Below are 23,842 nucleotides of genomic sequence, written 5' to 3'. Positions count from 1 at the left end.
GCGCGTGCTACCGTGAAGGAACCATCACAAAGCACCCCCACCAGGACGCCCGCCATGCCCCATCCGCTGCTCTCTCGCCAGCCCTTCAACGAGAAAGGCAAGGTAGTTTCCGCCCGCGAGGCCGTGAATCTGATCCGAGACGGCGACGCCCTGGCGACCGGCGGCTTCGTCGGCATCGGCTTCGCCGAGGGGCTGGCGGTGGCCCTGGAGGCGCGTTTCCTGGAGACCGGTGAGCCCCGCGACCTGACCCTGATGTATGCCGCCGGCCAGGGCGACGGCAAGGAGCGCGGGCTCAATCACCTGGGCCACGAGGGGCTGGTGGCGAAGGTGATCGGGGGCCACTGGGGGCTGGTGCCCGCCCTGCAGAAGCTCGCCATCGAGGGGCACATCCAGGCCTGGAACCTGCCCCAGGGGGTGATCTCGCACCTCTTCCGCGACATCGCCGCCGGCAAGCCGGGCACCCTCACCCGCGTCGGCCTGGGCACCTTCGTCGACCCGCGCCTGGGCGGCGGCCGGATCAACGACGTCACCCTCGAGGAGCGCGTCTCGCTGCTGCCCATCGACGGCCAGGAGTACCTCTTCTACCGGGCCCTGCCGCTGCAGGTGGCGCTGCTGCGCGGCACCACCGCCGACACCCTGGGCAACGTCAGCATGGAGCGCGAGGCGCTGACCCTGGAGGCGCTGGCCATCGCCACGGCGGTGCGCAACTCCGGGGGCGTGGTGATCGTGCAGGTGGAACGGCTGGCCGAGCACGGCACCCTGCACCCCAAGGACGTCAAGATCCCCGGCATCCTGGTCGACTGCGTGGTGGTCTGCGAGGATCCGGCCCACCACTGGCAGACCTTCCGCACCGCCTACAACCCGGCCTTCTCCGGCGAGATCCGCGCGCCCATGGCGACGCCCGAGCCGCTGCCGCTCTCGGCGCGCAAGATCATCGCCCGGCGCGCGGCCTTCGAGCTCAGGCCCAACAGCGTGGTCAACCTGGGGATCGGCATGCCCGAGGGGGTGGGTGCGGTGGCAAGCGAGGAGCGCCTGCTCGAGCACCTGACCCTGACCGCCGAGCCCGGGGTGATCGGCGGGCTGCCGGCCGGCGGGCTCGACTTCGGCGCGGCGCTGAACACCCAGGCGATCATCGACCAGCCAGCCCAGTTCGACTTCTACGACGGCGGCGGGCTCGACATCGCCTTCCTGGGCATGGCCCAGGTGGACGGCGCGGGCCACGTCAATGTCTCGCGCTTCGGCCCCCGGCTGGCCGGCGCCGGCGGCTTCATCAACATCAGCCAGAACGCCCGCAAGGTGGTGTTCATGGGCACCTTCGTGGCCACCAAGGAGGCGCTTGCCATCGTCGACGGACGGCTCGAGGCGCCCCCCGGCGGCCAGGGCAAGTTCGTCGCCGAGGTGGAGCATCGCACCTTCAGCGGGACCCTGGCCGCCGCGGACGGCAAGCCGGTCTGCTATGTCACCGAGCGGGCGGTGTTCGAGCTCACACCGGAGGGGCTCACCCTCACCGAGATCGCCCCGGGGGTCGAGCTGGAGCGCGACATCCTGGCGCTGATGGCCTTCACGCCGCGGATGCCCGAACCGCCCCGGCTGATGGACGCGCGGATCTTCCACGAGGCGCCCATGGGGCTCGCCGAGGAACTGCTCGACCGGCCACTGGCGCAGCGCTTCAGCCTCGACGAGGAGGCCGGCATTCTCTTCATCAACTTCGAGCACCTGCGCGTCGCCTCCCGGGCGGACATCGACGCCATCGAGCAGGAGGTCGAGCGCCGCCTCGCCCCGCTGGGTCACCGGGTCCAGGCCATCGTCAACTACGACCACTGCCGTATCGACGACAGCCTACTCGCCCCCTATACCGAGATGGTCCGCGGCCTCGAGGAGCGCTTCTACACCCGGGTGACCCGCTACACCACCAGCGGCTTCATGCGCCGCAAACTCGGCCACGCCCTGGAGGCACGCGCCGTCTCGCCGCACATCTACGAAAGCGCTGAGGAGGCCCGCCAGCACCTGATGGAGTGACCTCGGAAGAGGCCGGCACTGAACAGGGCAGGGGCCGGCCGGGACCTACATTGCCACTTCAACCGGCTTCACGAGTCGATCGAACACGCCGAAGGCGAGCTGCATGACCTCATGGTGGTTGCCGGCACTGAAGCCGATGATGTCGGCTTGAGCCAGGTGCGGCGAGACGAAGACCTCCAGGTCGAAGAGATTGCCGAAGGGTGGCATGGCGCCGGGCTCGCAGTCGGGGAAACGATCGCTGAACTCGCCCTCCTCGGCCAACTCGACGGACTGGGCGCCGAGAGATTGGGCCAACCGGCGCAGGTCGACCCGGTCGGTGGCCGGCAGCACCGCCAGCGCGAGGCGGCCATCGATGTTGACCATGACGCTCTTGGCAAAATGGCGGCCGGGCACATGGGCCACTTCGGCGACCTCTTGGGCGGTATAGGCCGGGGAATGCTGCTGAATGACGTATTTCACGCCGTTTTCGTCGAGAAAGTCTGTAACGCGTTTCATGGACATGGGAATCATCCTCCCGCGAGTGATTCAAGGGCCTAAAGACCAGTCTAGTTCAGCCTCGCACCCCTTGGGGAAGCCACGCCTGAAGGCGCGCACCGTCTCGCCGCACATATACGAGAAGGTACCGCCCGAAAAGCGGTGGCCTTTCGGACGGTGCCCGTCTCCTCGCGGGGTATCTCACGCCTCGTGGTCGTGCTCCTCGCCATCCTCGTGCTCCCCGCGTCCCTCGGGCGGGCCGCCGCCTTCCTCGCCATCTTCATGGTCATGATCGTCGCCATCCTCGTGGCTATCCCCGCGGTCGGCCGGCGGGCCACCGCCACGCTCCGGGTTGTCGCGATCGAAACCCTCGTCGCGGAAGATATCGGATTCCGTCGAGTGGCCGCCGATTGCGATTGCCGAGTCGCGTTCAGTTCTATTCGGCGTCAATGGCGTCATGCGCCATAGGAGGGAGTTACCCCACGGCTTGACTTGCATCAATCCGAAAAGGGAAGCGAGGTTACCGGCTCCGGCCACCCGAACAGGTAACCCTGGAAGGCCCGACAGCCATGAGCCATCAGCCAAGCCAGCTGGGCCTCGGTCTCGACACCCTCGGCAATCACATCCAGCTGCAGGCTATGAGAAAGGGCGATGATGCTGGCAACGATGGCCGCGCTCGCCTCGTCCTGCAGCAGGTCATGCACGAAGGACTGATCGATCTTGAGCTGGTCCAGGGGCAGGCGCCTGAGGTAGGAGAGCGACGAGTAGCCGGTGCCGAAGTCATCCAGGGAAAAGGTCACGCCGTGCTCCCTGAGGAGCCGCATGGTCTCGCGAGCCTCGTCACGATCATCGACGAACAGGCTCTCGGTCACCTCGAGCTTGAGTTTCTCGGGGCGAGCGCCGGTAAGCTCCAGTGTCGCCAGCACCCGCGCAACGAAATCGGTCTCACGAAACTGCTGTGGGCTGACGTTGACCGAGACCATGAGGTCGGCCGTAGCGGGATTCTCGGCCCAGGCGGCCAGCTGCCGACAGGCGGTCTCCAGTACCCAACCGCCGATAGGCACGATCAGCCGGTTCTCCTCGGCCAGCGGAATGAACTCGCCTGGAGAGACCAGGCCCCGCTCCGGATGCTGCCAGCGCAGTAGTGCCTCGACCCCGATCATGTTTCGGTTGGCATCCACCTGGGGCTGGTAATAGAGCAGGAACTCATTGTTGGTCAGCGCCTGGCGCAGACCCGCCTCGAGCCGGACACGGGCATGAATCTGTGCCTGCATGGCCGGATCGAAGAAGCGCAGGGTATCGCGCCCGGCCTGCTTGGCCTGGAAGAGGGCCATATCGGCCTGCTGGAGGATCTCGTCGAGGGTCGTGGCGTGATCGCGGTAGAGGGTGATCCCGATGCTGCCGGTCATCGTCACCGAGCTCCCGGCCAGGCTGAAAGGCACTCTGAGCGTCCCGAGCAGCTTGTGGGCGATGCGCTCGACGAGGGTCGCCACCCGCTCTGTATTGCGGCCCAGGTCGTGGAGCAGCACGGCAAACTCGTCACCGTCCAGTCGAGCCAAGGTGTCACTCGCACGGAGCGATCCACCCAGCTGGCTAGCGATCTGCTGCAACAGCTGGTCGCCGGCATGATAACCCAGGGTGTCGTTGACCTGCTTGAAGTTATCCAGGTCGAGATAGAGCAATGCGCCAAACTGGTTGCTGCGATAGCTGTCCTTGAGCGCACCCTCCAGTCGGTCCAGCATCAGCCGGCGATTGGGCAATCCGGTCAGGGGGTCGTAGAAGGCGAGCTGGTGGATCTCCGCCTCGGCGGCCTTGTGCTGAGTGATATCGCTAAAGGTAGCCACATAGTGCGTCAGCTTGCCGGCCTCGTCATGCACCGCGCTGATGGTCAGCCACTCGGGGTACACCTCGCCGCTCCTGCGCCGGTTCCAGATCTCGCCCTGCCAGCTGCCGTTTTCGTTCACGCACTGCCATAGGTGTCGATAGAAGTCCTCGTCATGGCGGCCGGAGCTGAGCAGGCTGGGGTTGCGGCCCAACACCTCGGCTTCGGAATAGCCGGTGATATGGGTGAAGGTATCGTTGACCTTGAGGATCCTGGCCTGATCATCGGTGATGACCATGCCCATGTGCGTCTCGAAGGCAGTAGCGGCGATACGCAGTTGGGCCTCGGTAGCACGGAACTGGGTCACTTCACGCACCACCGCCAGTATCCCGCTGTAGCCGTCCCCCTCCTCGACCAGCGGACTGAGGATGGCCTGGAAGTCGCGGGGCACGCCGGCCAGGGTAACGCGATACTCGGTCTCCACCGGTTCGCCGGTGGCCTGAAGCTCGACCAGGGCCTGATCGAATCGCCGCGCCACCGCCTGGGGCAGGACCTCACTGTAGTGGCGCTGCAGCAGCGACTCGGGGGCCTCCAGCAGCTGGTCCCGGTCCACGGCATGGACATAGACAAAGTGCCCCTGGGCATCGAACACGAAGATCATGTCCTGGATCGAGCCGACCAGGGCCTGCAGCCGCGCCTCGCGATCCTGAACCGTCCGGCGTGCCTGCTCGCGCTCCACCAGGCGCTGGCGCAGCTCGCCTTCCAGCCGCAACCGGCCGAGGTAGTGGCGCAGCAGCCACCAGCCCAGCACCGCCACCACCAGGAAGATACCGCCCTGCAGCCAGAGCCGCTGCCACCAGCCAGCCAGCAGCACCTCGAGCTCTTCGCCGACCACCACCATCAAGGGCAGGTCCCCCACCCGCTGCAGGGCATAGAGACGTTCCTCGCCATCCAGCGGTGAATCCGCGCGCAGGGTGGTCGATGCCTCGCCACTGTCGAGGAAGGCCCGGGTCAGCGGCTCGCTGACCGGGGTGCCGAGTACCTCCATGGCACCCCCCTCATCGAAGGCCGGCCGGCGGGTGATCAACCGCATTTCGGTATCCAGGATGGCAATACTCTCGCCTCGGGTCATGCCCAGCCTCGCCAGCGATTCGCCGAAGATGGCGGGATTGAGCCGCACCAGGGCCAGCCCCAGGAACTTGCCGTCAGGCCCCTGCAGGCGAAGGGCATGGACGAGATGGTAGGTCTGCCTGAACGGCGACCAGTAGAGCGGCGTCACCAGGGACTCGAGGCTGGCATCTTCACGGAAGGCGAGATAGAAGGGGCGGGTGCTGACATTGAAGCCCGGCGGCCAGTAAGACGCAGATGACGCGATGACACGGCCCGCTGCATCGACCAGGCTCAGCTCATCGATGAAGGCGAGACGGTCACGCTGGCCGGCCAGCAGGGCCTCGAAATCAATCGGCGCGGGCGCAAGCGTCCTCACTCCTTGCTCCGGAGGCGCATCAAGCAACTGCGAGAGTCCTCCCAGAGCATGCTCACTCACGGCGAACGTCGTGGCCACCCATTCCGCTACAAGGTCGGCCCGAGCACTGGCATGCTCCCGGCCCACCTCGAGGTCACGCTGGTGCTGCTCCAGCAGGATACCGGCGAACAGCAACAGCAGGGCCAGCATAGCCAGCACGTAGAGGGCAATGGCGTGACGGCGTGTATCCCGATGAACGCTCTCCGACAACGCCGCGGGGGGTAACGAATCGCCACTCATGTCATGGGAAATCCTTGCGTTGAATATAGAGACAGAACGTAACCTCCTGACCCCAAGCATGCCCCCAGCCAATGACGGGACGCTTTTCTTTATTAGCCATTGAAGCAGACGTCGCCCCGGGCCACCATGAAAGAGTTCGCCGAATATAGGACGGCGCCGGGAAAGCCTGCCCATGGATGATGTCGCCAGCCAGTTCCTCACCGCCAACGAACCCTTCCTCCGCCTGGGCGTGGCGCTGCTGCTGGGTGCCCTGATCGGCATCGAGCGCGGCTGGGTGGCCCGGGAGCAGAAATCCGGCGAGCGCATCGCCGGTATCCGCACCCACGCGCTGGTCGGGCTACTCGGCGGTATCGCCGCACTGCTCTCGGAAACGGTCAGCGACTGGGCCTTCCCGCTGATCTTCGTGGCCGTAGCGGCCATCAGCCTGGTGGCCTGGTGGGCAAAGCTGGCCGAGCAGCATGACTACAGCATCACCGGCCTGGTAGGCCTGCTGCTGACCTTCTGCTTCGGCGCCGTGGCCGTGTCGATTGACCTGGCCCTGGCCGCCGCCGGCGCGGTGATCACCGCGGTGATCCTCGACAACAAGCACGAGATCCATAGCCTGCTGAACAAGCTGCAGGCTCACGAGCTGGATGCCGGCCTCAAGCTGCTGCTGATCACCGTGGTGATGCTGCCACTGCTCCCCAACCGGGGTCTGGGCCCCGGCGAAGTGCTCAACCCCTACGAGATCTGGTGGATGGTGGTGATGATCGCCACCATCTCCTTCGTCGGCTACTTCGCCGTGCGCCTGGGCGGCGCCGAGAAGGGCATCCTCTTCACCGGTCTCTTCGCCGGACTCTCCTCCTCCACGGCGCTGACCCTTCACTTTGCACGGATGTCGCGCAAGAGCCAGGATATCGAGGCGATACTGGCCGCGGGTATCCTGCTGGCCTGTGGCACCATGTTCCCGCGGATCCTGATCTATGCGGCGGTGATCAGTCCCGGGCTGTTGCCCCAACTGCTGCTCCCGGTCACGGTGATGGGGATAATGCTCTATCTGCCGGCGCTGTATCTCTGGCGTCACCACCGCCAGGCTCTCAGAGTCGATAGCTCGACCCCGATCCAGAACCCCCTGGAACTGCGCACGGCACTGCTGTTCGGCGCCCTGCTGGCAGTGATCATGCTGCTGGGCGAATGGCTGCGGGAGTGGCTGGGTACTGCCGGCATCTACCTACTCTCCGCCACCTCCGGTATCGCTGACGTCGACGCCATCACCCTGTCGCTGACCCGCATGTCCCTGGAGCGCATCGACCCCTCCACCGCCGTGCTGGCCATCATCATCGCTGCCAGCGTGAACAACCTGATGAAGGCCGGCCTGGCCGCCGGACTCGGCACCCGGCCACTCGGCCTGCAAGTGGCCATGCCGATGGTCCTCTCGATGATGGCGGGACTGGGAACCGTCCTGGCGATGTGATGCAGCGGCCCTGCTCAGGGAATCTTCGACAGCAACTCACCCAGGAAGCGCGGCCCCAGCCTGGGCTCGAGCAGTAGCATGAAGACCACCCCCCAGGCACCGCCCCAGAGATGAGCGCTGTGGTTGATGTGACTTCCCCCGCGGTGGCTGGCGTAAACTGAATAGGCCACGTAGATGACCGCAAAGACGATCGCCGGCACCGGCAGGAAGAACACGAAAAGCAGCGACCAGGGCTGCAGCAGGATATAGGCGAAGAGCATCGCCGACACTGCACCCGATGCCCCCAGGCTCCGGTATCGGCTGTCGCCACGATGGCGAAAATGGCTGGGCAGGATGGCGACGAGAATGCCCGAAAGATAGAAGAGCAGAAAGCCCAGGGCGCCGATGCGTGGCGTCAGGACCTGCTCCATGACCCGACCGAAGAAGTAGAAGGTGATCATGTTGAAGAGCAGGTGGGTGCCATCAGCATGAATAAAGCCATGGCTAAGCAGCCGCCACCACTGTCCCTTGGCCACGCCGGGCGGCCAGTAGATCAGGGAACCGAGAAGGGAAGACGACCGCCAGGCCATCAGTGACACGATGACGGTCAGGGCGATGAGGGACAGGGTGATCATGAACTCCAGGGCCACGAGGCCCTTGCAGGTGGATAGCCGATCGTTAGAGGAAATGACGGCAGGAAACCTCCAACGGACCCCGGGTCAGTTGGAGGAAGTCGGTACGGAGGGAGCTTACTGCTCCTGATAGGGCCGAGACTGAACCTCATCGGGTTCGTGGCGTTTGAGGACCTCTTCTACCTCCGGCTGCGACGTATCGGGAACGATCACCTTGACCTCGTTCGTCTCCTTGTCGAGGAACAGCTTCTCTCGAGGAAACCCCTCGGAGACCAGTTCATCAAAAGCGTTGGCGGCCTTATCGATACTGCCATAAGCAGCGGTTACGGTCTGTGTCATGACACCCTCCAAAACAGGGATATGGACTGACCGGCGCCGGAGGCACCGGGTCGAAGCGAGAGGGAAATGCTCCCCTCCCTTTACAATGTAGTTGTAGTGAATCCCACGCAACCGGCAACTGCTCCACCCACTTGTCACAGATCAAGCCGGCGCCTCCTGAAACGAAAGGCATCCTGTCAGCCATCTACCTGACATGCGCGTCAGCGCATTTCCTTCAGCTGCCAGTCGTTATCGGTGAGCGGCTGCCCCCCCTCGGGGGTGACCCGCACGGTGTCGCTGAGCCCGATGCCCCACTGCCCCGGAAGTCGCAGACAGAGCGGCAGATGGAAGACCATGTTGGCGGCGAACTCGCGATGCTGGCCGCGGGCGATGTAGCCGGTGCCCTCGACCCAGCTCGGCGGAAACTGGGCCCCCACCGCATAACCGAACACGCCCGAGAAGAACACACGCTCGGCGTGGGGGGCGAGCACCGCCTCGGCGGCCCGGGCGGCATCATCGAAGGTGCGGCCGGGACGCATTGCGGCGGTCAGCGCCTCGAACATTTCGCGACAGACATCGCGCAGCGCCTGCATCTCGGTGCTGGCCCGGCCGGCCACGGCGGTGCGCATCATCGGCGCGGTGTAGCGGTGAAAGGCAGAGCCGAACTCCAGGAACACCGGTTCATCCGCAGCGATCGCGTGGCGCTTGTGGTTGACGTGGATCACACTGATGCGCCGGCCGGTAGTGACGATGGGCTGCAGGCTCATGAACTCGCTGCCGGCCGCCAGCAGCGCCCGGCTGCCCTCCGCCGCGACGTCGTTGTCGCTGACACCAGGCGCAATGACCTCGATGGCCGCCCGCAGCCCCGCGGACGTGATCCGCGCGCTCTCGCGCAGGCAGTCGAGCTCCGCGGACGTCTTCACGAGGCGGATGCGATCAAGCAGTTCACCGCCGTCATCGCGGAAGCGTCCGCTACCTAGGCGCGCCTGCAACTCGCGGATGACCCCGTGGCGCAGGCCGGCCCCGAAAACATCCAGTCCGATCGACGGGAAGGGGGCCAGGATCTCGGCCAGCGGGGCGATCACCTCCTCGATGCCTTCCCAGCGATAGCCCAGAATCTCATCCACCGTGGCGGTTACCACGGCGGGGCCGGTCTCGATGGAGGGTACCTGCAGCACCATCCGGTCGGCCGAGACAACCAGGCAGGTGTATACCGAGACCTCGAAGGTGTGGTAGCCGGTCAGATAGAAGATGTCGGCGGGGTCGGTCAGCAGCAGCGCGTCGAGTCCGGCGGCCTGCATGGCCTGCCGCACGCGGCGCCGACGCGCCGCGAACTCCTCGAAGGCAAAGGGCAACTCGCTCTCGGCAAGGCAATCGGCCAGTGCATGGCGGTAGGCGTGATGATCCATCGAATGACGCTCCAGCGTGAATGAGACTCCCTGGCAGTGTAGCCATGACGACTGTCGGGTCCTGTACAAATGACGAGAAAATATCCCTGTTCGCCTCCGCCCCGGTTTCGTAGAATCCAGCCTCGTATTTCAACGCCACAGGACAGTGCAATGGGCAGGGCCTTCCAGAACCGCAAGGAATCCATGGCCAAGACGGCCGACGCCAAGACCAAGGTCTACAGCAAGTACGGTCGCGAGATCTATGTCTGCGCCAAGCAGGGCGGCACCGACCCTTCGGGCAATCTCTCCCTGCGCGGGCTGATCGAACGTGCCAAGAAGGACCAGGTCCCCAGCCACGTGATCGACAAGGCCCTGGACAAGGCGTCCGGCGTGGGCGGCGAGGACTTCTCGCCGGCCCGCTACGAGGGCTTCGGGCCGGGCAACTGCATGGTCATCGTCGAGTGCCTGACCGATAATCCGAACCGCACCTTCGGCGACGTGCGCGCCTGCTTCAACAAGGCCAAGAGCAAGCTCGGCACCCCGGGCAGCGTCAGCCACATGTTCGACCACTGCGCCATCCTCGCCTTCCCGGGCAATGACGAGGACGCCACCCTCGAGGCGCTGATGGAGGCCGATGTCGACGTCACCGACATCGAGAGCGAGAAGGACCAGATCACCGTCTTCGCGCCCCATACCGAGTATGCCAAGGCCAAGCAGGCGCTGCTTGATGCCTTCGGCGAGCTCGACTTCGATATCGACGAGATCCAGTTCGTGCCCCAGACCGTGACCCCGATCGAGGGCGACGACGTCGCGATGTTCGAGAAACTGCTCGATACCCTCAACGACCTGGACGACGTGCAGAACGTCTTCCACAGTGCCGAGCTGCCCGATTAGTAGCGTGTCGCTCAGCCGGCGGCCACCACCAGACGCAGCCAGAGCCACAGGGCCAAGGCCAGCGAATAGAACGCTGTCAGACCCAACAACGCATTGAGGGCCGCGCCGTCGCGGCGCCGTATCTCGCGAACTAGCCCCAGCGCCGCCAGGCCGGTGACCCCCCAGGTCACCCAGGCCCAGCCCGGGAGCGATGCCGGCGTCGTGACCGCCAGCGGCCCCAGCGTCAGAAGTGCGAAAAGCCGGCGGGTCGACACCTTCCCCCAGCGTACCGCCAGGGTCAACTTGCCGGCCCGGGCGTCGGTATGACGGTCGCGCAGGTTATTGACCACCAGGATGGCGGCCACCGGCATGCCCACCAGGATACCGGCCGCCACCGCCTCGAGGGTGATCGGGCTGTGCTGGGCGAGCAGACTGCCGAGCACCGCCACCGGGCCGAAGAAGAACCACACCGCCGCCTCGCCCAGCCCCCGGTTGGCGTAGGGGCGCCGCCCGCCGCTGTAGCCAAGCACACCAAGCACTGCCAGGCCGCCCAGCAACCACAACAGCCAGTGGCCGAACAGCACCAGCCAGAGTCCCGTTACCACAGCAACGCCCAGGGTCACGGCGAGGCCCGCGCGAAGCTCGGCGGCGCTGAGCCAGCCCGCCTGCAAGGCACGGGTAGGGCCCAGGCGGTCTGGCTGGTCAACGCCGGAGAGGCCGTCGAAGAGGTCATTCGCCAGGTTTACCGCCAGTTGCAGCGCGTTCGCACAGAGCAGGCAGAGAACAGCCGTCAGCCAGCTGAAGTGGCCGGGCACGACCAGCGCCTGACCCAGCAGCACCGGCCCGACCGCTGCCGGCAGCGTACGCGGGCGCAGCGTCTGAACCCAGAGGGTCACCTTGTGGCTCACCGCCGCGGACATTGTCTTCCTCCCTGAAGGCGCTATCTGTCTTCGCTGCAGTGCATGACATGGGGCATACTCTGTGGCGTATCCCATGCCCCTGCAAGGAGAAAGGATGTCCACAGCCTGGTTGTCCCAGGTGGCCCTGCCTTGGGTGCTGGCCAGCGTGATGATGGCCATGGGCCTCAGCCTGATCGGGGCCGACTTCGCTCGTACCTGGCATCACCCGCGTCGGGTGATGCTCGGTATCGCCCTGCAGATGCTGGCACTGCCGCTGCTCGCCTGGGGGCTGGTGCTGGTACTTCCCCTGCCGCCGCTGGCAGCGGCCGGCCTGCTGCTGGTGTCGCTGGTGCCGGGCGGGGCCACCTCCAACATGTTCAGCTACCTGGTTCAGGGCGACCTGGCCCTGTCGGTCACCCTGACCGCCATCGCCGCCGTGCTGGCTCCCTTCACCCTGCCGCTGGTCATGGGCTGGAACCTAGAGCTGCTGGGTCTCACTACCGGCGGCCTCGCGCTGCCCTACTGGCACACCGTCGGCCAGCTGCTGCTGGTCACCCTGCTGCCGGTGCTGGCCGGCATGCTGTTGCGTCGGGCCCTGCCGTCTACCTGGCACGAACGTATACTGCCCGGCGTAAAGGGATTCACGGGAGTGGCGATGGTCTCGGTAGTGGTGGCGCTCTTCGTCAGCCACGCAGAACGGCTGCCGGCCCTGATAAGCATCGAGACGCTCGCCGTGCTGCTCCTCTGCCTGCTGAGCATGCTGCTGGGACACCGTGTCGCCCGGCGGCTGCGCCTGCCTCACGCCAGCGTGCGCGCCATCACCGTGGAGGTAGGCGTGCAGAACGCCGGTGTGGCGATGATGGTGGCCTTCGTGTTATTGCAGCAGCCGGCCATCGGCCTGGTGCCGCTGCTCTACGGCCTGCTGATGAACGTGCCGGTATTCGTGTGGATGTTCGCCTGCCTGTGGCGCGACCGCCACCCGGCATCCGCAGTCACCCAGAGGCGATGACTGCGGTAACTGACGGCCGGCAATCCTACTCCACCGTGATGGTAATGGCATCGGACGTTACCGGCGGGTCGAAGCTGACATGGCTGGCATCCATGAACAGCAGCTGCAGCGTATGCTCACCGGGCTCGAGCTCCAGCGTGGTCTCGGTCTGGCCGCCGCCGAAGTGACGCATCGCGTCGTTGGCCGGCAGGGGCTGGTCGAGGTCGACCTCGTTCAGCGGCGTGTCCACCAGCAGGTGGTGGTGGCCGGTCGCCCCCGCCTGGATGCCGGCGGGCGCCACGCCCATGCCCTTGAGCCCCATGCGCACGGTCAGCGGGCTCTCGACGGTAGCGCCGTCCTCGGGCGAGATGAAGTAGACCTCGGCACCCTCCGGGGCCGAGGCGCGTTGCATCTGGGCCAGGGCCGAACCGGCCAGCAGCACGCCACCCGCCAGGGCCAGGCCCATCATCCACTTGTTCATTGCCGTCTCCTCATCGTTGACCAGGGGTACCCGCGTCGGGCGCCGCTCGCCTTCAGCGTAGACGAGCCGGACGTCAGGCGTCACGACTGAGCGGGCGCCTTATCGAGAAGGTCGCGGATTGCGTCGGCCTCCAGGGTTTCCTGCTCCTCCAGGGCCGAGGCCAGGGTGTCCAGATCCTTCCGGTGGGTTTCCAGGAGTTCACGGCCGTGCGCTTCGAGCTCGGTCAGCAGCCGATGTATCTCCTCATCGACTAGCCCCGCCATGGCTTCGCTGTGCTCGCGAGACTGGGCCATCTCCTTGCCAAGAAAGACATGCTCCTGGCTCTGGGCGAACATGACCGGTCCGATACGTTCGCTCATCCCCCAGCGAGCCACCATGCGACGTGCCAGCTTGGTGGCCTGCTCCAGGTCATTCTCGGCGCCGCTGGACACTTCTCCGAAGACAATGGATTCCGCCAGGCGTCCGCCGAACATCACGGTGATGCGATCACGCAGATAGGCTTCGCCATGGTTGTAGCGCTCCTCGTCGGGCACCTGGGCCGTCACGCCCAGAGCCCGGCCGCGAGGCAGCACGGTGACCTTTTCGAGGGGATCGGCCTTGGGCAGCAGGTAGGCGAGCAACGCATGGCCGGATTCATGATACGCCACGATGTGGCGCTCGCTGTCGGAGAGACCGACATCCTTGGCCTCACCCAGCAGCAGGCGATCACGAGCCGCCGAGAAACAGGCCCAGTCCACCTCCTGCTGCTCATTGCGACCCGCCTGAAGGGCAGCTTCGTTGGCCAGGTTGGCCAGATCCGCCCCCGAAAAACCGATGGTGATCTCGGCCAGCCGCTCGAGATCGACGTCATCGGCCAACGGCACGTCGCGCGTATGGACGCGCAGGATATCGCGGCGCGCCTCGCGATGCGGATTCTCCAGGGTGACCTTGCGATCGAAGCGCCCCGGCCGCAGCAGGGCTGAATCGAGCACGTCCGGACGGTTGGTGGCGGCCAGGACAACGACAGACTCATCGGCCTGGAAACCGTCCATCTCGGAGAGAATCTGGTTGAGGGTCTGCTCTCGCTCATCGTGACCGCCCCCCATGCCGGCGCCTCGGGAGCGGCCGATGGAATCCAGCTCGTCGACGAAGATCACCGACGGCGCCTGCTCCTTGGCCTGCTTGAAGAGATCACGGACCCGCGATGCCCCCACACCCACGAACATCTCGATGAACTCCGAGCCACTGATGCTGAAGAACGGCACGTCGGCCTCCCCGGCGACCGCCTTGGCCATCAGCGTCTTGCCCGTACCCGGGGGGCCCATCATCAGGATGCCACGCGGAATCTTGGCCCCCAGCGCCTGAAAGCGCGCCGGCTCCTTGAGAAACTCGACCACCTCGAGGACTTCACGTTTGGCGTTCTCCGAGCCAGCCACATCGTCCAGGCGGACATGGCTCTCTTCACTGCTCACCTGGCGCGCCTTGGACTTGCCCATGTTGAAGAGCCCACCGCCCGACATGGCCCGCTGCTGCATGCGATTCCAGAACCAGAACAGCAGACCCAGCATGAGAATCCATGGCAGAGCGCCGACGAGTACGCGCTGCCACCAGGGCGGATCAATGGGCTCGGCGTCGATTCGCACGCCGTTCGCCTCGAGGCGCTCGAGCAAACGCTCGCCCTCGACGTCCGGCCGTGTGGCCTCGAAACCCTCCTCGGTTTCTCCGAGCTCTCGTGCCTCACGTCCTGTTTCGCTGAAGGCCCCTTCCACCGATTGACCGCGCAGGGTGACCGCATCAACGTGCCCCTGGTCGACGGCCGTGAGGAATTCGGAATAGGTCAACTCGACCTGCTGGTGGCGCTGGGCCGAATCGAGATAGTGGAACAGTAGCAGGATGGCCAGGGCGATCCAGATAAAGGACAACCACTGCCGGCGGGAGGGCTGAGCTTCTTCGGGGTACCAGAGCGGCGAACGCTTGGGCTTATCGCGCTGCTGGTCGGATGAGGGATCGTTATCGTGTCGGGACATCTTGGTCTCGGCGATGATGGCAAATCACTTAAAGTGCCGATCCCTATCGGGGATTACAAGGCCAGCGATCATCGCTGCCTCGAGTTCGGGGATGAAAGACGATGATGGCGCGGGCCTCAGCGCTCGCCATGGGACTCCCGCCAGGCCTCCGCGGCGTCCTCGACGCCCGGCTCATCGTCCCGAGACAGAGCGGCACGCCGCTCGGCTTCCTCCTCGCGCACGTCGTCGATCACCGTCATCAGTTCGTCCACATCCACGGTACTCAGATCGTGCTCGAAGCAGCCGGTCAGCTGGCTGTCCGGGTGCAGATCGCCGGCTTCAAAGAGCGCCCAGATCTCCTTGCCATAATCGGTGGCCAGCAGTTCCGGAGCGAAACGGCCGAAGTAGCGACGCATGTTGTCGACGTCACGCTCGAACATCATCTCGGCGCTGTTATTACCGGCGGCATCCACCGCCTGGGGAAGATCGATGATGACCGGGCCATCGGCGGCGAGCAGCACGTTGAACTCGGACAAGTCGCCATGGATCAAGCCGACACACAGCATGCGCACCACGTCACCGATCACCTTGGCGTAATGGGACCGAGCCTCGTCGGCCGTCAGTGTCACGTCGTCCAGACGCGGGGCGGTCAGGCCCTCGGCATCAATGATCATCTCCATCAGCAGCACACCATCAACGAAGCTATGCGGTTGGGGTACCCGCACATCCGCTGCCGCCAATCGATAGAGGGCATCGACTTCGGCATTGAGCCAGGCCTGCTCCTGCTCCTTCTGGCCGTAGCGCGTCTTCTTGGCCATCGCCCGCGAGCGGCGACTGTTGCGCTCCTTGCGTCCCTCCTGATACTGCACGGCCTGCTTGAAGCTGCGCTGCTTGGCCTCCTTGAAGACCTTGGCACAGCATCGTTCGCCGTGGGAACGCACCACGTAAACCTGGGCTTCCTTGCCGCTCATCAGCTGGCTCTCGACCGCCTCGATCAGACCGTCGTCGACCAGCGGTTGCAATCTCTTGGGTATCTTCATGTCACCACGTTGGCATAGAACCCGTCGGCTGGGTATACCGCGGGCGTATCACATTTTCCTTCCGGTCAGCGGCTGATGCGGCGGGCACGAAACGTGCGCCCCTTGAGCTTGCCGTTGCCCAGCTGGTCGAGGGCCGCGTCGGCGACGTCGCGCCGCACGGCCACATAGGCACTGTTAGCTAGCACCTTGATCTTGCCTACCTGCTCCCCGGCAATCCCGCCTTCACCCGTCAGGGCACCGAGGATGTCGCCGGGACGCAGCTTCTGCTTCTTGCCGCCGCCGAGCTGCAGCGTCGCCATGGCCGGGCGAAGAGGCTGGCGCTCCAGCACCGCGCGGGGAGGCAGCGGCTCGGTCTCCAGCGCTTCGCCCAGCAGATCGGCGAGCTTCGCCAGCCGATAGTCCTCCTGCTCGCTAAGCAGGGTACAGGCGATGCCGGAACCGCCCGCCCGACCGGTACGCCCGACACGGTGGACATGCACCTCGAGGTCCCGGGCGATGCGGTAGTTGAACACCGCGTCCAGAGCATCGATGTCCAGCCCGCGCGCGGCCACGTCGGTGGCCACCAGGATCGAGGCACTGCCGTTGGCGAACAGCACCAGCAGGCGATCGCGGTCGCGCTGCTCGAGATCACCATGCAGCGCCAGGGCGCTGAAGCCCGCGTCGTTCAGGGCCTCGGCGACCTCGTCGGTCTCGCGCTTGGTGTTGCAGAACACCACGCTGGACGCGGGCCGCAAGTGCAGCAGCAGGCGGCGCAGCGCCTCGAAGCGGGCCGACTCGTCCGCCACCCGGTAGAAGTGCTGGCGGATCGTGGTCGCATCATGGGACTCGGCCACCTCCACGCTGACCGGCTCGCGCATCAGCCGTTCGGCGATGGGCCGGATGCCCTCGGCATAGGTGGCACTGAACAGCAGCATCTGGCGACTCGCCGGGGTCTCGGCGATGATCGCCTCCAGGGCCGCCTGGAATCCCATGTCGAGCATGCGATCGGCCTCGTCCAGCACCAGGGTCTCAAGCGCGTTCAGGACCAGCGAGCCCTTGCGCAGGTGCTCCTCTACCCGCCCCGGCGTGCCGACGACGATATGTGCGCCATGCTCCAGCGAGGACAGTTGCGGCCCCAGTGGTGCCCCGCCGCACAGCGTCAGCACCTTGATGTTGGACAGGCTGCGCGCCAGGCGGCGAATCTCGCCGGCCACCTGGTCCGCCAGCTCGCGGGTCGGACAGAGTACCAGCCCCTGCACCCGGAAGTCCGCCACCGACAGCCGCGACAGCAGCGCCAGGCCGAAGGCCGCGGTCTTGCCCGAGCCGGTCTTCGCCCGGGCAATCACGTCACGGCCCGCCAGCATGGGCGGCAGGCTCTCGGCCTGAATCGGCGTCATGGCGTGATAACCCAGCGAGTCGAGGTTATCGAGCAGTTCCGGCGCCAGCGGCAGCGAGGCGAAATCGGGAGAGGAATCAGACACGTGGATAGACCTGCAAGGGAAAGCGAGCACCGGGACAGGGTGCGAGGAAGGCGGGCGCCGTCGGACCGGAGCCGTGGGATAGATAGTGGGGGCGCATATCATAGCAGATAGCCGACGGAAACGCTGCAGGTAACGAGCACTCGGCCTGGTGACGCCGCCATGACATTCGCTGCCCGCCTCGCCACGGACGGCGGCCCCGTTGGCTGGCGGGGCATGTCCGAAAGGCCCCCATCGCCTATAGTCAGTGTCAGGGGGGGGCGTTCCATGCTACCCCACGACCATCCTGCCACCTGCCGAGGAGGCCCGACGCGCATCATGTGCCTGGCGATTCCCATGCAGATCACCCGCATTGACGGCGACACGGCGCGCGCGGCCTCCCGTGGCATCGAGCGCGACATCGACCTCATGCTGGTCCAGGACCAAGACATCGCCTTGGGCGACTTCGTCATCGTGCATGTCGGCTATGCCCTCCAGCGACTGGATCCCGAGGAGGCCCTCGCAACCTGGCAACTGCTCGACGAGATGGACGAGGGAGCCCTCGGCCATGCATGAGTTGAGCCTGTGCCGCTCGCTGGTCCGCCAGGCCGGTCGGGTCGCCGCCGAGCACGGTGCGCTGCGCATCCGCCGCGTCTGCCTGCGCATCGGGCCGCTCTCCGGGGTCGAGGCCACACTGATGCGCGAGGCCTTTCCGCTGGCCAGCCGCCATACCGTCGCCGAGGGGGCACAACTGGAGATGGCCAGCTCTCCGGTCCGGGTGCACTGCCCCCGCTGCCGGCAAGAGGCCGAGGCCAGCGTCAACGATCTGAGCTGCCCGCGCTGCGGGCACTGGCAGACCCGGCTGACCGGCGGCGACGAGCTCCTGCTGGTCAGCGTCGACCTCGCCGACACCCCTCTTCCCCCGACCGGATAACAGGAGCCTCATCGTGTGCCAGACCTGTGGCTGCGCCCTTCCCGATCACCTGCAGCACGCCTCGAACGAGCACGACGTCCATACCGTGGAGGTCCTCGAGGGCCTGAAGGCCCACAATGACGAGGTCGCGCGTCATAATCGCGAGCACTTCGACCGCGCCGGGGTGCTGGTCGTCAACCTGATGTCCTCGCCCGGCGCCGGCAAGACCCGTCTGCTGGAGGCCACCATCGAGGCGCTGGGCGACGGCTACCGCCTGGCGGTGATCGAGGGCGATCTGGAAACCGAGAACGACGCCCGGCGCATCCGGGCCAGGGGTGTGCCCGCGGTCCAGATCACCACCGGCAGCGCCTGCCACCTGGATGCCGCCATGGTGCACCGCGCGGCCCGCGCGCTGCCGCTGGACGCCCTGGACCTCCTGTTCATCGAGAACGTCGGCAACCTGGTCTGCCCCGCGAGCTTCGACCTCGGCCAGCATGCCAACGTCACCCTGCTCTCGACTCCGGAGGGCGACGACAAGCCGCTCAAGTATCCGGTCATGTTCCGCGCCAGCGACCTGGTGCTGATCACCAAGACCGACCTGCTGCCGGTCCTCGACGACTTCGACGTCGACGCCGTGGCGGCGCACATGCACCGGCTCGCCTCTGCCGCCCCGGTGATGGCGCTGAGCAGCCGCTCGGGACCGCTCGACGCCTGGCTCGAATGGCTCGAGACGGGGCTGGCCGAGCGGCGCCGCCCGGCCTTCCACCCGGCGCCTCCCGCCGAGGGGGCGTGCCTGCTGTCGCGCCCCCGAGGCCTCGCCTGAGCCATGGCGCTCCCCACCCCCGGCGAGTGGCTGGAGCGGATACGCGCCCTGCCCCGACCGGCATCGGGTCGCTTGCGGATCCTGAACGTCTGCGGCGGCCACGAGCGCACCATCACCCATGCCGGCCTGCGCAAGGTGCTGCCCGACTACCTGGAGCTGATTCCCGGGCCGGGCTGCCCCGTCTGCGTCTGCCCCGAGGAGGACATCCATGCCGCGGTGGCCCTGAGCCTCGCGGACGACGTCATCGTCGCCACCTTCGGCGACATGGTGCGCGTGCCCTGCAATGCCCCCCGGCGGGAGCCGCGCTCCCTGCAGGCCGCCCGCGCCCTCGGCGGCCGGGTGGTCCCGGTCGCCTCACCCGGCGAGGTGCTGACGCTGGCCCGCCAGCATCCCGGAAAACGAGTGGTCTTCTTCGCCGCCGGCTTCGAGACGACCACGGCGCCGATCGCCGCCCTCTTCTCCCGCACGGACCTGCCGGACAACCTGCTGCTACTGCTCAGCGCCCGCCAGACCTGGCCGGCCATCGCCCACCTGCTCGCGGACGGCGCGCCGGGCTTCGATGCGCTGATCGCCCCGGGGCATGTAGCGACCATCATGGGCGCCGAGCAGTGGCGTTTCGTGGCCGAGGCGCATGGCCTGCCCACCGCCGTGGCCGGCTTCACCCCCGGCCTGATCCTGGCGGGCCTGCATGCGGTACTCCGGCAGGCGCTCGACCGGGCCCCGCGGCTCGACAACGCCTACCCGCAGTGCGTCACCGCCGCCGGCAACCGACGGGCCCAGGCGCTGATGGGCGCGCTGTTCGAGATCACCGACGCCGAGTGGCGCGGCATCGGCCCCCTGCCCGACTCCGGCTACGGCTGCGCGGCGACCCTGACCGAGCGCGATGCCCGTCGACACTTCCCCGGGGTGTTCGAGGCCGCCTACGCGCGACGCGGCGAGATGCCGCCCGGCTGCGACTGCGCCGAGGTCGTGCTGGGGCGCATCCGCCCCCCGCAGTGCCGGCTCTACGGCAGTGCCTGCCGGCCTGAGAGCCCGGTGGGGCCCTGCATGGTCTCCGAGGAGGGCGCCTGCCGGATCTGGTGGAGCCACGGTGTCCCGCCGACCCATGAAGCGTCCAGCGGTCGGATCGCCGCCACCCCGGTCGACGCTGCCCCTGGTGAGACAGCCCCGATCGAGAGAGCCCCCGACCAGGAAGCGCAACGCTGGGTGCTGGCCGGGGTGGTCCAGGGCGTGGGCTTCCGGCCCTTCGTCCAGCGGCTGGCCAGCCGGCTGGAACTCGCGGGCCAGGTTCGCAACAGCGGCGGCAAGGTGGTGATCGAGGCCCAGGGAAGCGCCGACCGCCTGGACGCCTTCGAGCGGGCCCTGCTCGCCGAGGCGCCGCGGCTGGCACGCCCGCGCCTCGCTCGCCGCGAGACGATCCCGGCGACGCTGGGCCCGCCAGACGCGGCTCGACCGAACGCGGCCCGACCGTTCGTGATCCAGCCCAGCGACGGCGACCCGGGCGGTGCGATCCAGCTGCCACTGGACAGCCCGGTGTGCCCGGCCTGCCTGGCGGAGATACACGATCCGCAGGACCGCCACCATGGCTACCCCTTCACCCACTGCGACCAGTGCGGCCCGCGCTACAGCGTGATCGAACGGCTGCCCTACGATCGGGCGCGCACCAGCCTCAAGGCCTTTCCGCTCTGCCCCGAGTGCCGGCGGGAATACGACGACCCGCACAGCCGACGCTTCCATGCCCAGTCGATCGGCTGTCCGCAGTGCGGACCACGGCTGGAATTCGTGCAAGGCAAGAGAACGCTGTCGGACCCGCGGGAGGCCCTCGAGGCCGCCATCGCCGCACTGGCCGATGGCCGGATCGTGGCCGTGAAGGGAGTCGGTGGCTACCACCTGATGGCCGATGCCGGCAACCCGGCAGCGCTGGCGACCCTGCGCGAGCGCAAGCATCGGCCACACAAGCCCTTCGCCGTGATGGTCCCGTGGCAGGGCGAGGACGGCCTGGGGGCCGTGCGCCGGCATGCCCGGCTGGACCCGGCGGCCGCCGAGGCCCTGCTCGCCGACGAGCGGCCGGTGGTGCTGCTCCCGCTGCGCGCCAACCACGGCCTCGAGGCGGGCCTCGCCCCCGGGCTCGACGAGGTCGGCATGCTGCTGCCCTATGCGCCCCTGCACCACCTGCTGCTGGAGGCCCTGGCGCGCCCGCTGGTCGCCACCTCGGCCAACCTCGGGGGCGAGCCGATCATCGCCGACCGGGCCATGGCGGCGCAGCGCCTGGGCCGGGTAGCCGATGCCTTCCTGCACCATGACCGCCCCATCCTGCGCCCCGTGGATGACGGCATCCGCCGGCCCATCGCCGGCAGGGCCCGCCCGCTGCGACTGGGGCGGGGCGCCGCTCCCCTGGAACTCGAGTTGCCCTGGCGCCTGCCCCGGACCCTGCTCGCCGTGGGCGCCCAGCAGAAGAGCACGGTCTGCCTCGCCTGGGAGGCGCGGCTGGTGCTGTCGCCGCACATCGGCGAGCTGTCGGCATTACGCACCCAGCAGGCCTTCGCGCGGCAGATCGAGACCCTGCCCGGGCTGTATGGCGTGCGCCCCGAGCTCGTCCTGCATGATGCCCACCCCGGCTACCACAGCACTCGCTGGGCCCGCGACAGCGGCCTGGCGTGCCGGGAGGTCGCCCACCACCACGCCCATGCCGCCGCCCTATGCGGGGAGCATGGCCGCTTCCGGGAGCCGACCCTGGTGTTCACCTGGGATGGCACCGGGCTGGGCCCCGACGGCAGCCTGTGGGGCGGCGAGGCGCTGCTCGGCCGACCCGGGCGCTGGCGGCGCCATGCCTCGTTCGCGCCCTTTGCCCTGCCCGGCGGGGAGGCGGCCATCCGGGAGCCCTGGCGCCTGGCCGCCACCCAGGGCTGGCAGAGCGGCCTCGAGGGGCCGGTCGCCGAAGGCACCGACGAGGCGCTGGCCCTGCTGCGAGCGGCCTGGGAGCGACGCCTCAACGCCCCCGCCTGTTCCGCCGTGGGCCGGCTGTTCGATGCCGCCGCGGCCCTGCTGGTCCCGATGCCCCGGGTCAGCCACGAGGCCCAGGCCGCCATGCGGCTCGAGGCCCTGGCCAAGGGCGACGGCCAGGGCCTCGAGCTTCCCCACCAACGCGACCCGGACGGGGTGCTACGCTGTGACTGGCGCCCGCTGATCCGTCACCTCCATGACGCGCGTCTCGGCCCGGAACGGCGCGCCGCGGACTTCCATGCCACCCTGGTCCGGGTGCTATGCCGGCAGGCGGGGGCGGCTCGGGATGCGACTGGGGTGGAGACCCTCGGCCTGACCGGCGGCGTGTTCCAGAACCGCCGGCTGACCGAGGCGGCCGTGGCAGCCCTGGAGGAGGATGGCTTCAGGGTGCTTCTGCACGAGCGGCTGCCCTGCAACGACGCCGCCATCAGCGTCGGCCAGGTCATGGAGTGCCTGGCCCGACTGTCACGGCACGAGGAGGAGTGAGTGACCCAACCCGGTCCCGATTCGTCCACCGTCACCCTGGCCCACGGCAACGGCGGGCGCCTCATGCGCCAGCTGATCGATGCGGTGTTTGTCCGCCAGCTGGGCAACCCCTGGCTGGCACCGCTGGCCGATGCCGCCATCCTGCCCCCCTTCCCGGACGGCGACCACGAGCTGGTCTTCACCAGCGACGGGGTCACCGTGCAGCCGCTGTTCTTCGCCGGGGGCGACATCGGCAGCCTGGCGGTGCACGGCACCGTCAATGACCTCGCCGTCTGCGGCGCGACCCCGCGCTACCTGAGCCTCAACGCCTTCCTCGAGGAGGGGCTGCCGCTCGACGAGCTCGAGCGAATCGTCGTCAGCCTGGCCAAGGCCGCTCGGGCCTGCGATGTCCAGGTGGTGGCCGGCGACACCAAGGTCCTGCCGCGCGGACTGTGTGGCGGGCTCTACTTCGGCGTGTCGGGGATCGGTACGCGGCCCCTCGGGCTGGCCCTCGGCACCCGCGACATTCGTGCGGGGGATGCGGTGCTGGTCAGCGGGCCGCTGGGCGACCACGGCATTGCCGTGATGCTGGCCCGCGAGGAGTTCGGCCTGAGCGGCAGCCTGGCCTCCGACAGCGCCAGCGTGCTGCCCCTGACCCAGGCCCTGTTGACGATGCCCGGCCTGCGCTTCATGCGCGATCCGACCCGCGGCGGCCTGGCGACGGTGCTGCACGAGGTGATCCAGGCCACGGGGCTCGGCGTGACGCTCGAGGAGCCACGTCTGCCGATCCGCGGCAGCGTGCGCAGCGTCTGCGACATGCTGGGCTATGACCCCCTCTATCTCGCCTGCGAGGGGCGGGTGGTCGCCATCGTGGCCGAGGAGCAGGCCGACGAGGCCCTGCGCCGCTGGCAGGCGCTCCCGCAGGGCGGAGGGGCACAGCGGGTCGGCACGCTCGACCCGCACCACGACCGGTTGCTGCTGGTCAACGAGTGGGGCGGCGAGCGCCTCCTGCAGGAGCTCGAGGACGACCCGCTGCCGCGCATCTGCTGAGCCCCGGCGGCACCGGCCACCTGACGATCGTTCAAG

The 23,842-nt window shown here is 67.5% G+C and carries 20 protein-coding genes; 9 read left to right on the top strand and 11 right to left on the bottom strand.

Going from position 1 to position 23,842, the window contains the following annotated elements; all coding sequences use genetic code 11:
* Nucleotides 1–54: 54 nt before the first annotated feature.
* Complete coding sequence (locus HALO32_RS10400; protein WP_151443791.1) at nucleotides 55–2,019, top strand: acyl CoA:acetate/3-ketoacid CoA transferase; 1,965 nt, start codon at nucleotides 55–57, stop codon at nucleotides 2,017–2,019.
* 45 nt (nucleotides 2,020–2,064) lie between these two features.
* Here the strand turns inward: HALO32_RS10400 and HALO32_RS10395 are convergent, their stop codons facing one another.
* From HALO32_RS10395 to HALO32_RS10385, 3 genes are all read right to left on the bottom strand, one after another.
* Nucleotides 2,065–2,520 carry an aminoacyl-tRNA deacylase gene (locus HALO32_RS10395; RefSeq protein ID WP_151443790.1) on the bottom strand — a complete coding sequence of 152 codons (456 nt, stop codon included), beginning with the start codon at nucleotides 2,518–2,520 and terminating at the stop codon, nucleotides 2,065–2,067.
* A gap of 174 nt (nucleotides 2,521–2,694) precedes the next feature.
* Nucleotides 2,695–2,943, bottom strand: coding sequence for a hypothetical protein (locus tag HALO32_RS10390; protein ID WP_225809916.1), 249 nt, complete (start codon nucleotides 2,941–2,943; stop codon nucleotides 2,695–2,697).
* Between the two features lie 47 nt (nucleotides 2,944–2,990).
* A complete protein-coding gene (locus HALO32_RS10385) occupies nucleotides 2,991–6,080 on the bottom strand; it encodes a bifunctional diguanylate cyclase/phosphodiesterase (RefSeq protein WP_225809914.1) in 3,090 nt (1,029 codons plus the stop codon).
* A 172-nt stretch (nucleotides 6,081–6,252) separates the two neighbouring features.
* Here HALO32_RS10385 and HALO32_RS10380 point away from each other — a divergent pair, with 172 nt between their 5' ends.
* Nucleotides 6,253–7,533 (top strand): MgtC/SapB family protein, encoded by a 1,281-nt coding sequence (locus HALO32_RS10380; protein ID WP_151443789.1) that lies wholly within the window; start codon nucleotides 6,253–6,255, stop codon nucleotides 7,531–7,533.
* A 14-nt stretch (nucleotides 7,534–7,547) separates the two neighbouring features.
* Here the strand turns inward: HALO32_RS10380 and HALO32_RS10375 are convergent, their stop codons facing one another.
* From HALO32_RS10375 to HALO32_RS10365, 3 genes are all read right to left on the bottom strand, one after another.
* Nucleotides 7,548–8,147 carry a rhomboid family intramembrane serine protease gene (locus HALO32_RS10375; RefSeq protein WP_192576483.1) on the bottom strand — a complete coding sequence of 200 codons (600 nt, stop codon included), beginning with the start codon at nucleotides 8,145–8,147 and terminating at the stop codon, nucleotides 7,548–7,550.
* Nucleotides 8,148–8,261: 114 nt separating this feature from the next.
* On the bottom strand, nucleotides 8,262–8,483 hold the full coding sequence (locus tag HALO32_RS10370; protein WP_151443787.1) for a hypothetical protein: 222 nt from the start codon (nucleotides 8,481–8,483) through the stop codon (nucleotides 8,262–8,264).
* Nucleotides 8,484–8,683: 200 nt separating this feature from the next.
* Nucleotides 8,684–9,871 carry a M24 family metallopeptidase gene (locus tag HALO32_RS10365; protein WP_151443786.1) on the bottom strand — a complete coding sequence of 396 codons (1,188 nt, stop codon included), beginning with the start codon at nucleotides 9,869–9,871 and terminating at the stop codon, nucleotides 8,684–8,686.
* 150 nt (nucleotides 9,872–10,021) lie between these two features.
* Between HALO32_RS10365 and HALO32_RS10360 the strand changes: the two genes are divergently transcribed.
* A complete protein-coding gene (locus HALO32_RS10360) occupies nucleotides 10,022–10,744 on the top strand; it encodes a YebC/PmpR family DNA-binding transcriptional regulator (RefSeq protein ID WP_151443785.1) in 723 nt (240 codons plus the stop codon).
* Between the two features lie 11 nt (nucleotides 10,745–10,755).
* Here HALO32_RS10360 and menA read toward each other — a convergent pair whose 3' ends face one another.
* Nucleotides 10,756–11,643, bottom strand: coding sequence for a 1,4-dihydroxy-2-naphthoate octaprenyltransferase (gene menA, locus HALO32_RS10355; protein WP_151443784.1), 888 nt, complete (start codon nucleotides 11,641–11,643; stop codon nucleotides 10,756–10,758).
* Between the two features lie 94 nt (nucleotides 11,644–11,737).
* Here menA and HALO32_RS10350 point away from each other — a divergent pair, with 94 nt between their 5' ends.
* Nucleotides 11,738–12,631, top strand: a complete 894-nt coding sequence (locus tag HALO32_RS10350) for a bile acid:sodium symporter family protein (RefSeq protein WP_151443783.1) — start codon at nucleotides 11,738–11,740, stop codon at nucleotides 12,629–12,631.
* A 25-nt stretch (nucleotides 12,632–12,656) separates the two neighbouring features.
* Here the strand turns inward: HALO32_RS10350 and HALO32_RS10345 are convergent, their stop codons facing one another.
* The 4 genes from HALO32_RS10345 to dbpA all read right to left on the bottom strand — a co-directional run bounded on the left by HALO32_RS10345 (nucleotide 12,657) and on the right by dbpA (nucleotide 17,576).
* Nucleotides 12,657–13,091, bottom strand: coding sequence for a DUF4399 domain-containing protein (locus tag HALO32_RS10345; protein ID WP_151443782.1), 435 nt, complete (start codon nucleotides 13,089–13,091; stop codon nucleotides 12,657–12,659).
* Between the two features lie 80 nt (nucleotides 13,092–13,171).
* Nucleotides 13,172–15,097, bottom strand: a complete 1,926-nt coding sequence (gene ftsH, locus HALO32_RS10340; protein WP_151443781.1) for an ATP-dependent zinc metalloprotease FtsH — start codon at nucleotides 15,095–15,097, stop codon at nucleotides 13,172–13,174.
* 116 nt (nucleotides 15,098–15,213) lie between these two features.
* A complete protein-coding gene (locus HALO32_RS10335; protein ID WP_151443780.1) occupies nucleotides 15,214–16,116 on the bottom strand; it encodes a PA4780 family RIO1-like protein kinase in 903 nt (300 codons plus the stop codon).
* A 65-nt stretch (nucleotides 16,117–16,181) separates the two neighbouring features.
* Nucleotides 16,182–17,576: an ATP-dependent RNA helicase DbpA gene (gene dbpA, locus HALO32_RS10330; protein ID WP_151443779.1), complete on the bottom strand. Its 1,395-nt coding sequence runs from the start codon at nucleotides 17,574–17,576 to the stop codon at nucleotides 16,182–16,184.
* Between the two features lie 264 nt (nucleotides 17,577–17,840).
* On the opposite strand from dbpA, the gene HALO32_RS10325 reads away from it, so the two are divergent.
* From HALO32_RS10325 to hypE, 5 genes are read left to right on the top strand one after another with little or no spacing between them, the layout of a single operon-like run.
* Entirely contained in the window at nucleotides 17,841–18,128 is a 288-nt protein-coding gene (locus HALO32_RS10325) for a HypC/HybG/HupF family hydrogenase formation chaperone (RefSeq protein WP_225809912.1), read from the top strand.
* A complete protein-coding gene (locus HALO32_RS10320; RefSeq protein WP_151443778.1) occupies nucleotides 18,121–18,486 on the top strand; it encodes a hydrogenase maturation nickel metallochaperone HypA/HybF in 366 nt (121 codons plus the stop codon). The genes HALO32_RS10325 and HALO32_RS10320 overlap by 8 nt, the downstream gene beginning before the upstream one ends.
* Nucleotides 18,487–18,499: 13 nt before the next feature.
* The gene (gene hypB, locus HALO32_RS10315; RefSeq protein ID WP_151443777.1) at nucleotides 18,500–19,288 is read left to right on the top strand and encodes a hydrogenase nickel incorporation protein HypB; all 789 of its coding nucleotides are present in this window, start codon (nucleotides 18,500–18,502) and stop codon (nucleotides 19,286–19,288) included.
* A 3-nt stretch (nucleotides 19,289–19,291) separates the two neighbouring features.
* Nucleotides 19,292–22,777, top strand: coding sequence for a carbamoyltransferase HypF (hypF, locus tag HALO32_RS10310; RefSeq protein ID WP_225809910.1), 3,486 nt, complete (start codon nucleotides 19,292–19,294; stop codon nucleotides 22,775–22,777).
* A complete protein-coding gene (hypE, locus tag HALO32_RS10305) occupies nucleotides 22,778–23,806 on the top strand; it encodes a hydrogenase expression/formation protein HypE (protein WP_225809908.1) in 1,029 nt (342 codons plus the stop codon). It begins immediately after the preceding gene.
* The last annotated feature ends 36 nt before the right edge of the window (nucleotides 23,807–23,842 follow it).

This window comes from Halomonas lysinitropha, assembly GCF_902500215.1.
Taxonomy (GTDB): Bacteria; Pseudomonadota; Gammaproteobacteria; order Pseudomonadales; family Halomonadaceae; genus Halomonas; species Halomonas lysinitropha.
Note: the sequence above shows the minus strand (reverse complement) of the source record. Positions and strands in the feature narration are given on the sequence as shown.

Excerpts from the sequence above, each read along its gene's own strand:
- HALO32_RS10400 (WP_151443791.1), top strand. The coding sequence starts at position 55 with ATGCCCCATCCGCTGCTCTCTCGCCAGCCCTTCAACGAGAAAGGCAAG.
- HALO32_RS10395 (WP_151443790.1), bottom strand. The coding sequence starts at position 2,520 with ATGTCCATGAAACGCGTTACAGACTTTCTCGACGAAAACGGCGTGAAA.
- HALO32_RS10385 (WP_225809914.1), bottom strand. The coding sequence starts at position 6,080 with ATGAGTGGCGATTCGTTACCCCCCGCGGCGTTGTCGGAGAGCGTTCAT.
- HALO32_RS10380 (WP_151443789.1), top strand. The coding sequence starts at position 6,253 with ATGGATGATGTCGCCAGCCAGTTCCTCACCGCCAACGAACCCTTCCTC.
- HALO32_RS10375 (WP_192576483.1), bottom strand. The coding sequence starts at position 8,147 with ATGATCACCCTGTCCCTCATCGCCCTGACCGTCATCGTGTCACTGATG.
- HALO32_RS10370 (WP_151443787.1), bottom strand. The coding sequence starts at position 8,483 with ATGACACAGACCGTAACCGCTGCTTATGGCAGTATCGATAAGGCCGCC.
- HALO32_RS10365 (WP_151443786.1), bottom strand. The coding sequence starts at position 9,871 with ATGGATCATCACGCCTACCGCCATGCACTGGCCGATTGCCTTGCCGAG.
- HALO32_RS10360 (WP_151443785.1), top strand. The coding sequence starts at position 10,022 with ATGGGCAGGGCCTTCCAGAACCGCAAGGAATCCATGGCCAAGACGGCC.
- menA (WP_151443784.1), bottom strand. The coding sequence starts at position 11,643 with ATGTCCGCGGCGGTGAGCCACAAGGTGACCCTCTGGGTTCAGACGCTG.
- HALO32_RS10350 (WP_151443783.1), top strand. The coding sequence starts at position 11,738 with ATGTCCACAGCCTGGTTGTCCCAGGTGGCCCTGCCTTGGGTGCTGGCC.
- HALO32_RS10345 (WP_151443782.1), bottom strand. The coding sequence starts at position 13,091 with ATGAACAAGTGGATGATGGGCCTGGCCCTGGCGGGTGGCGTGCTGCTG.
- ftsH (WP_151443781.1), bottom strand. The coding sequence starts at position 15,097 with ATGTCCCGACACGATAACGATCCCTCATCCGACCAGCAGCGCGATAAG.
- HALO32_RS10335 (WP_151443780.1), bottom strand. The coding sequence starts at position 16,116 with ATGAAGATACCCAAGAGATTGCAACCGCTGGTCGACGACGGTCTGATC.
- HALO32_RS10325 (WP_225809912.1), top strand. The coding sequence starts at position 17,841 with ATGCTACCCCACGACCATCCTGCCACCTGCCGAGGAGGCCCGACGCGC.
- HALO32_RS10320 (WP_151443778.1), top strand. The coding sequence starts at position 18,121 with ATGCATGAGTTGAGCCTGTGCCGCTCGCTGGTCCGCCAGGCCGGTCGG.
- hypF (WP_225809910.1), top strand. The coding sequence starts at position 19,292 with ATGGCGCTCCCCACCCCCGGCGAGTGGCTGGAGCGGATACGCGCCCTG.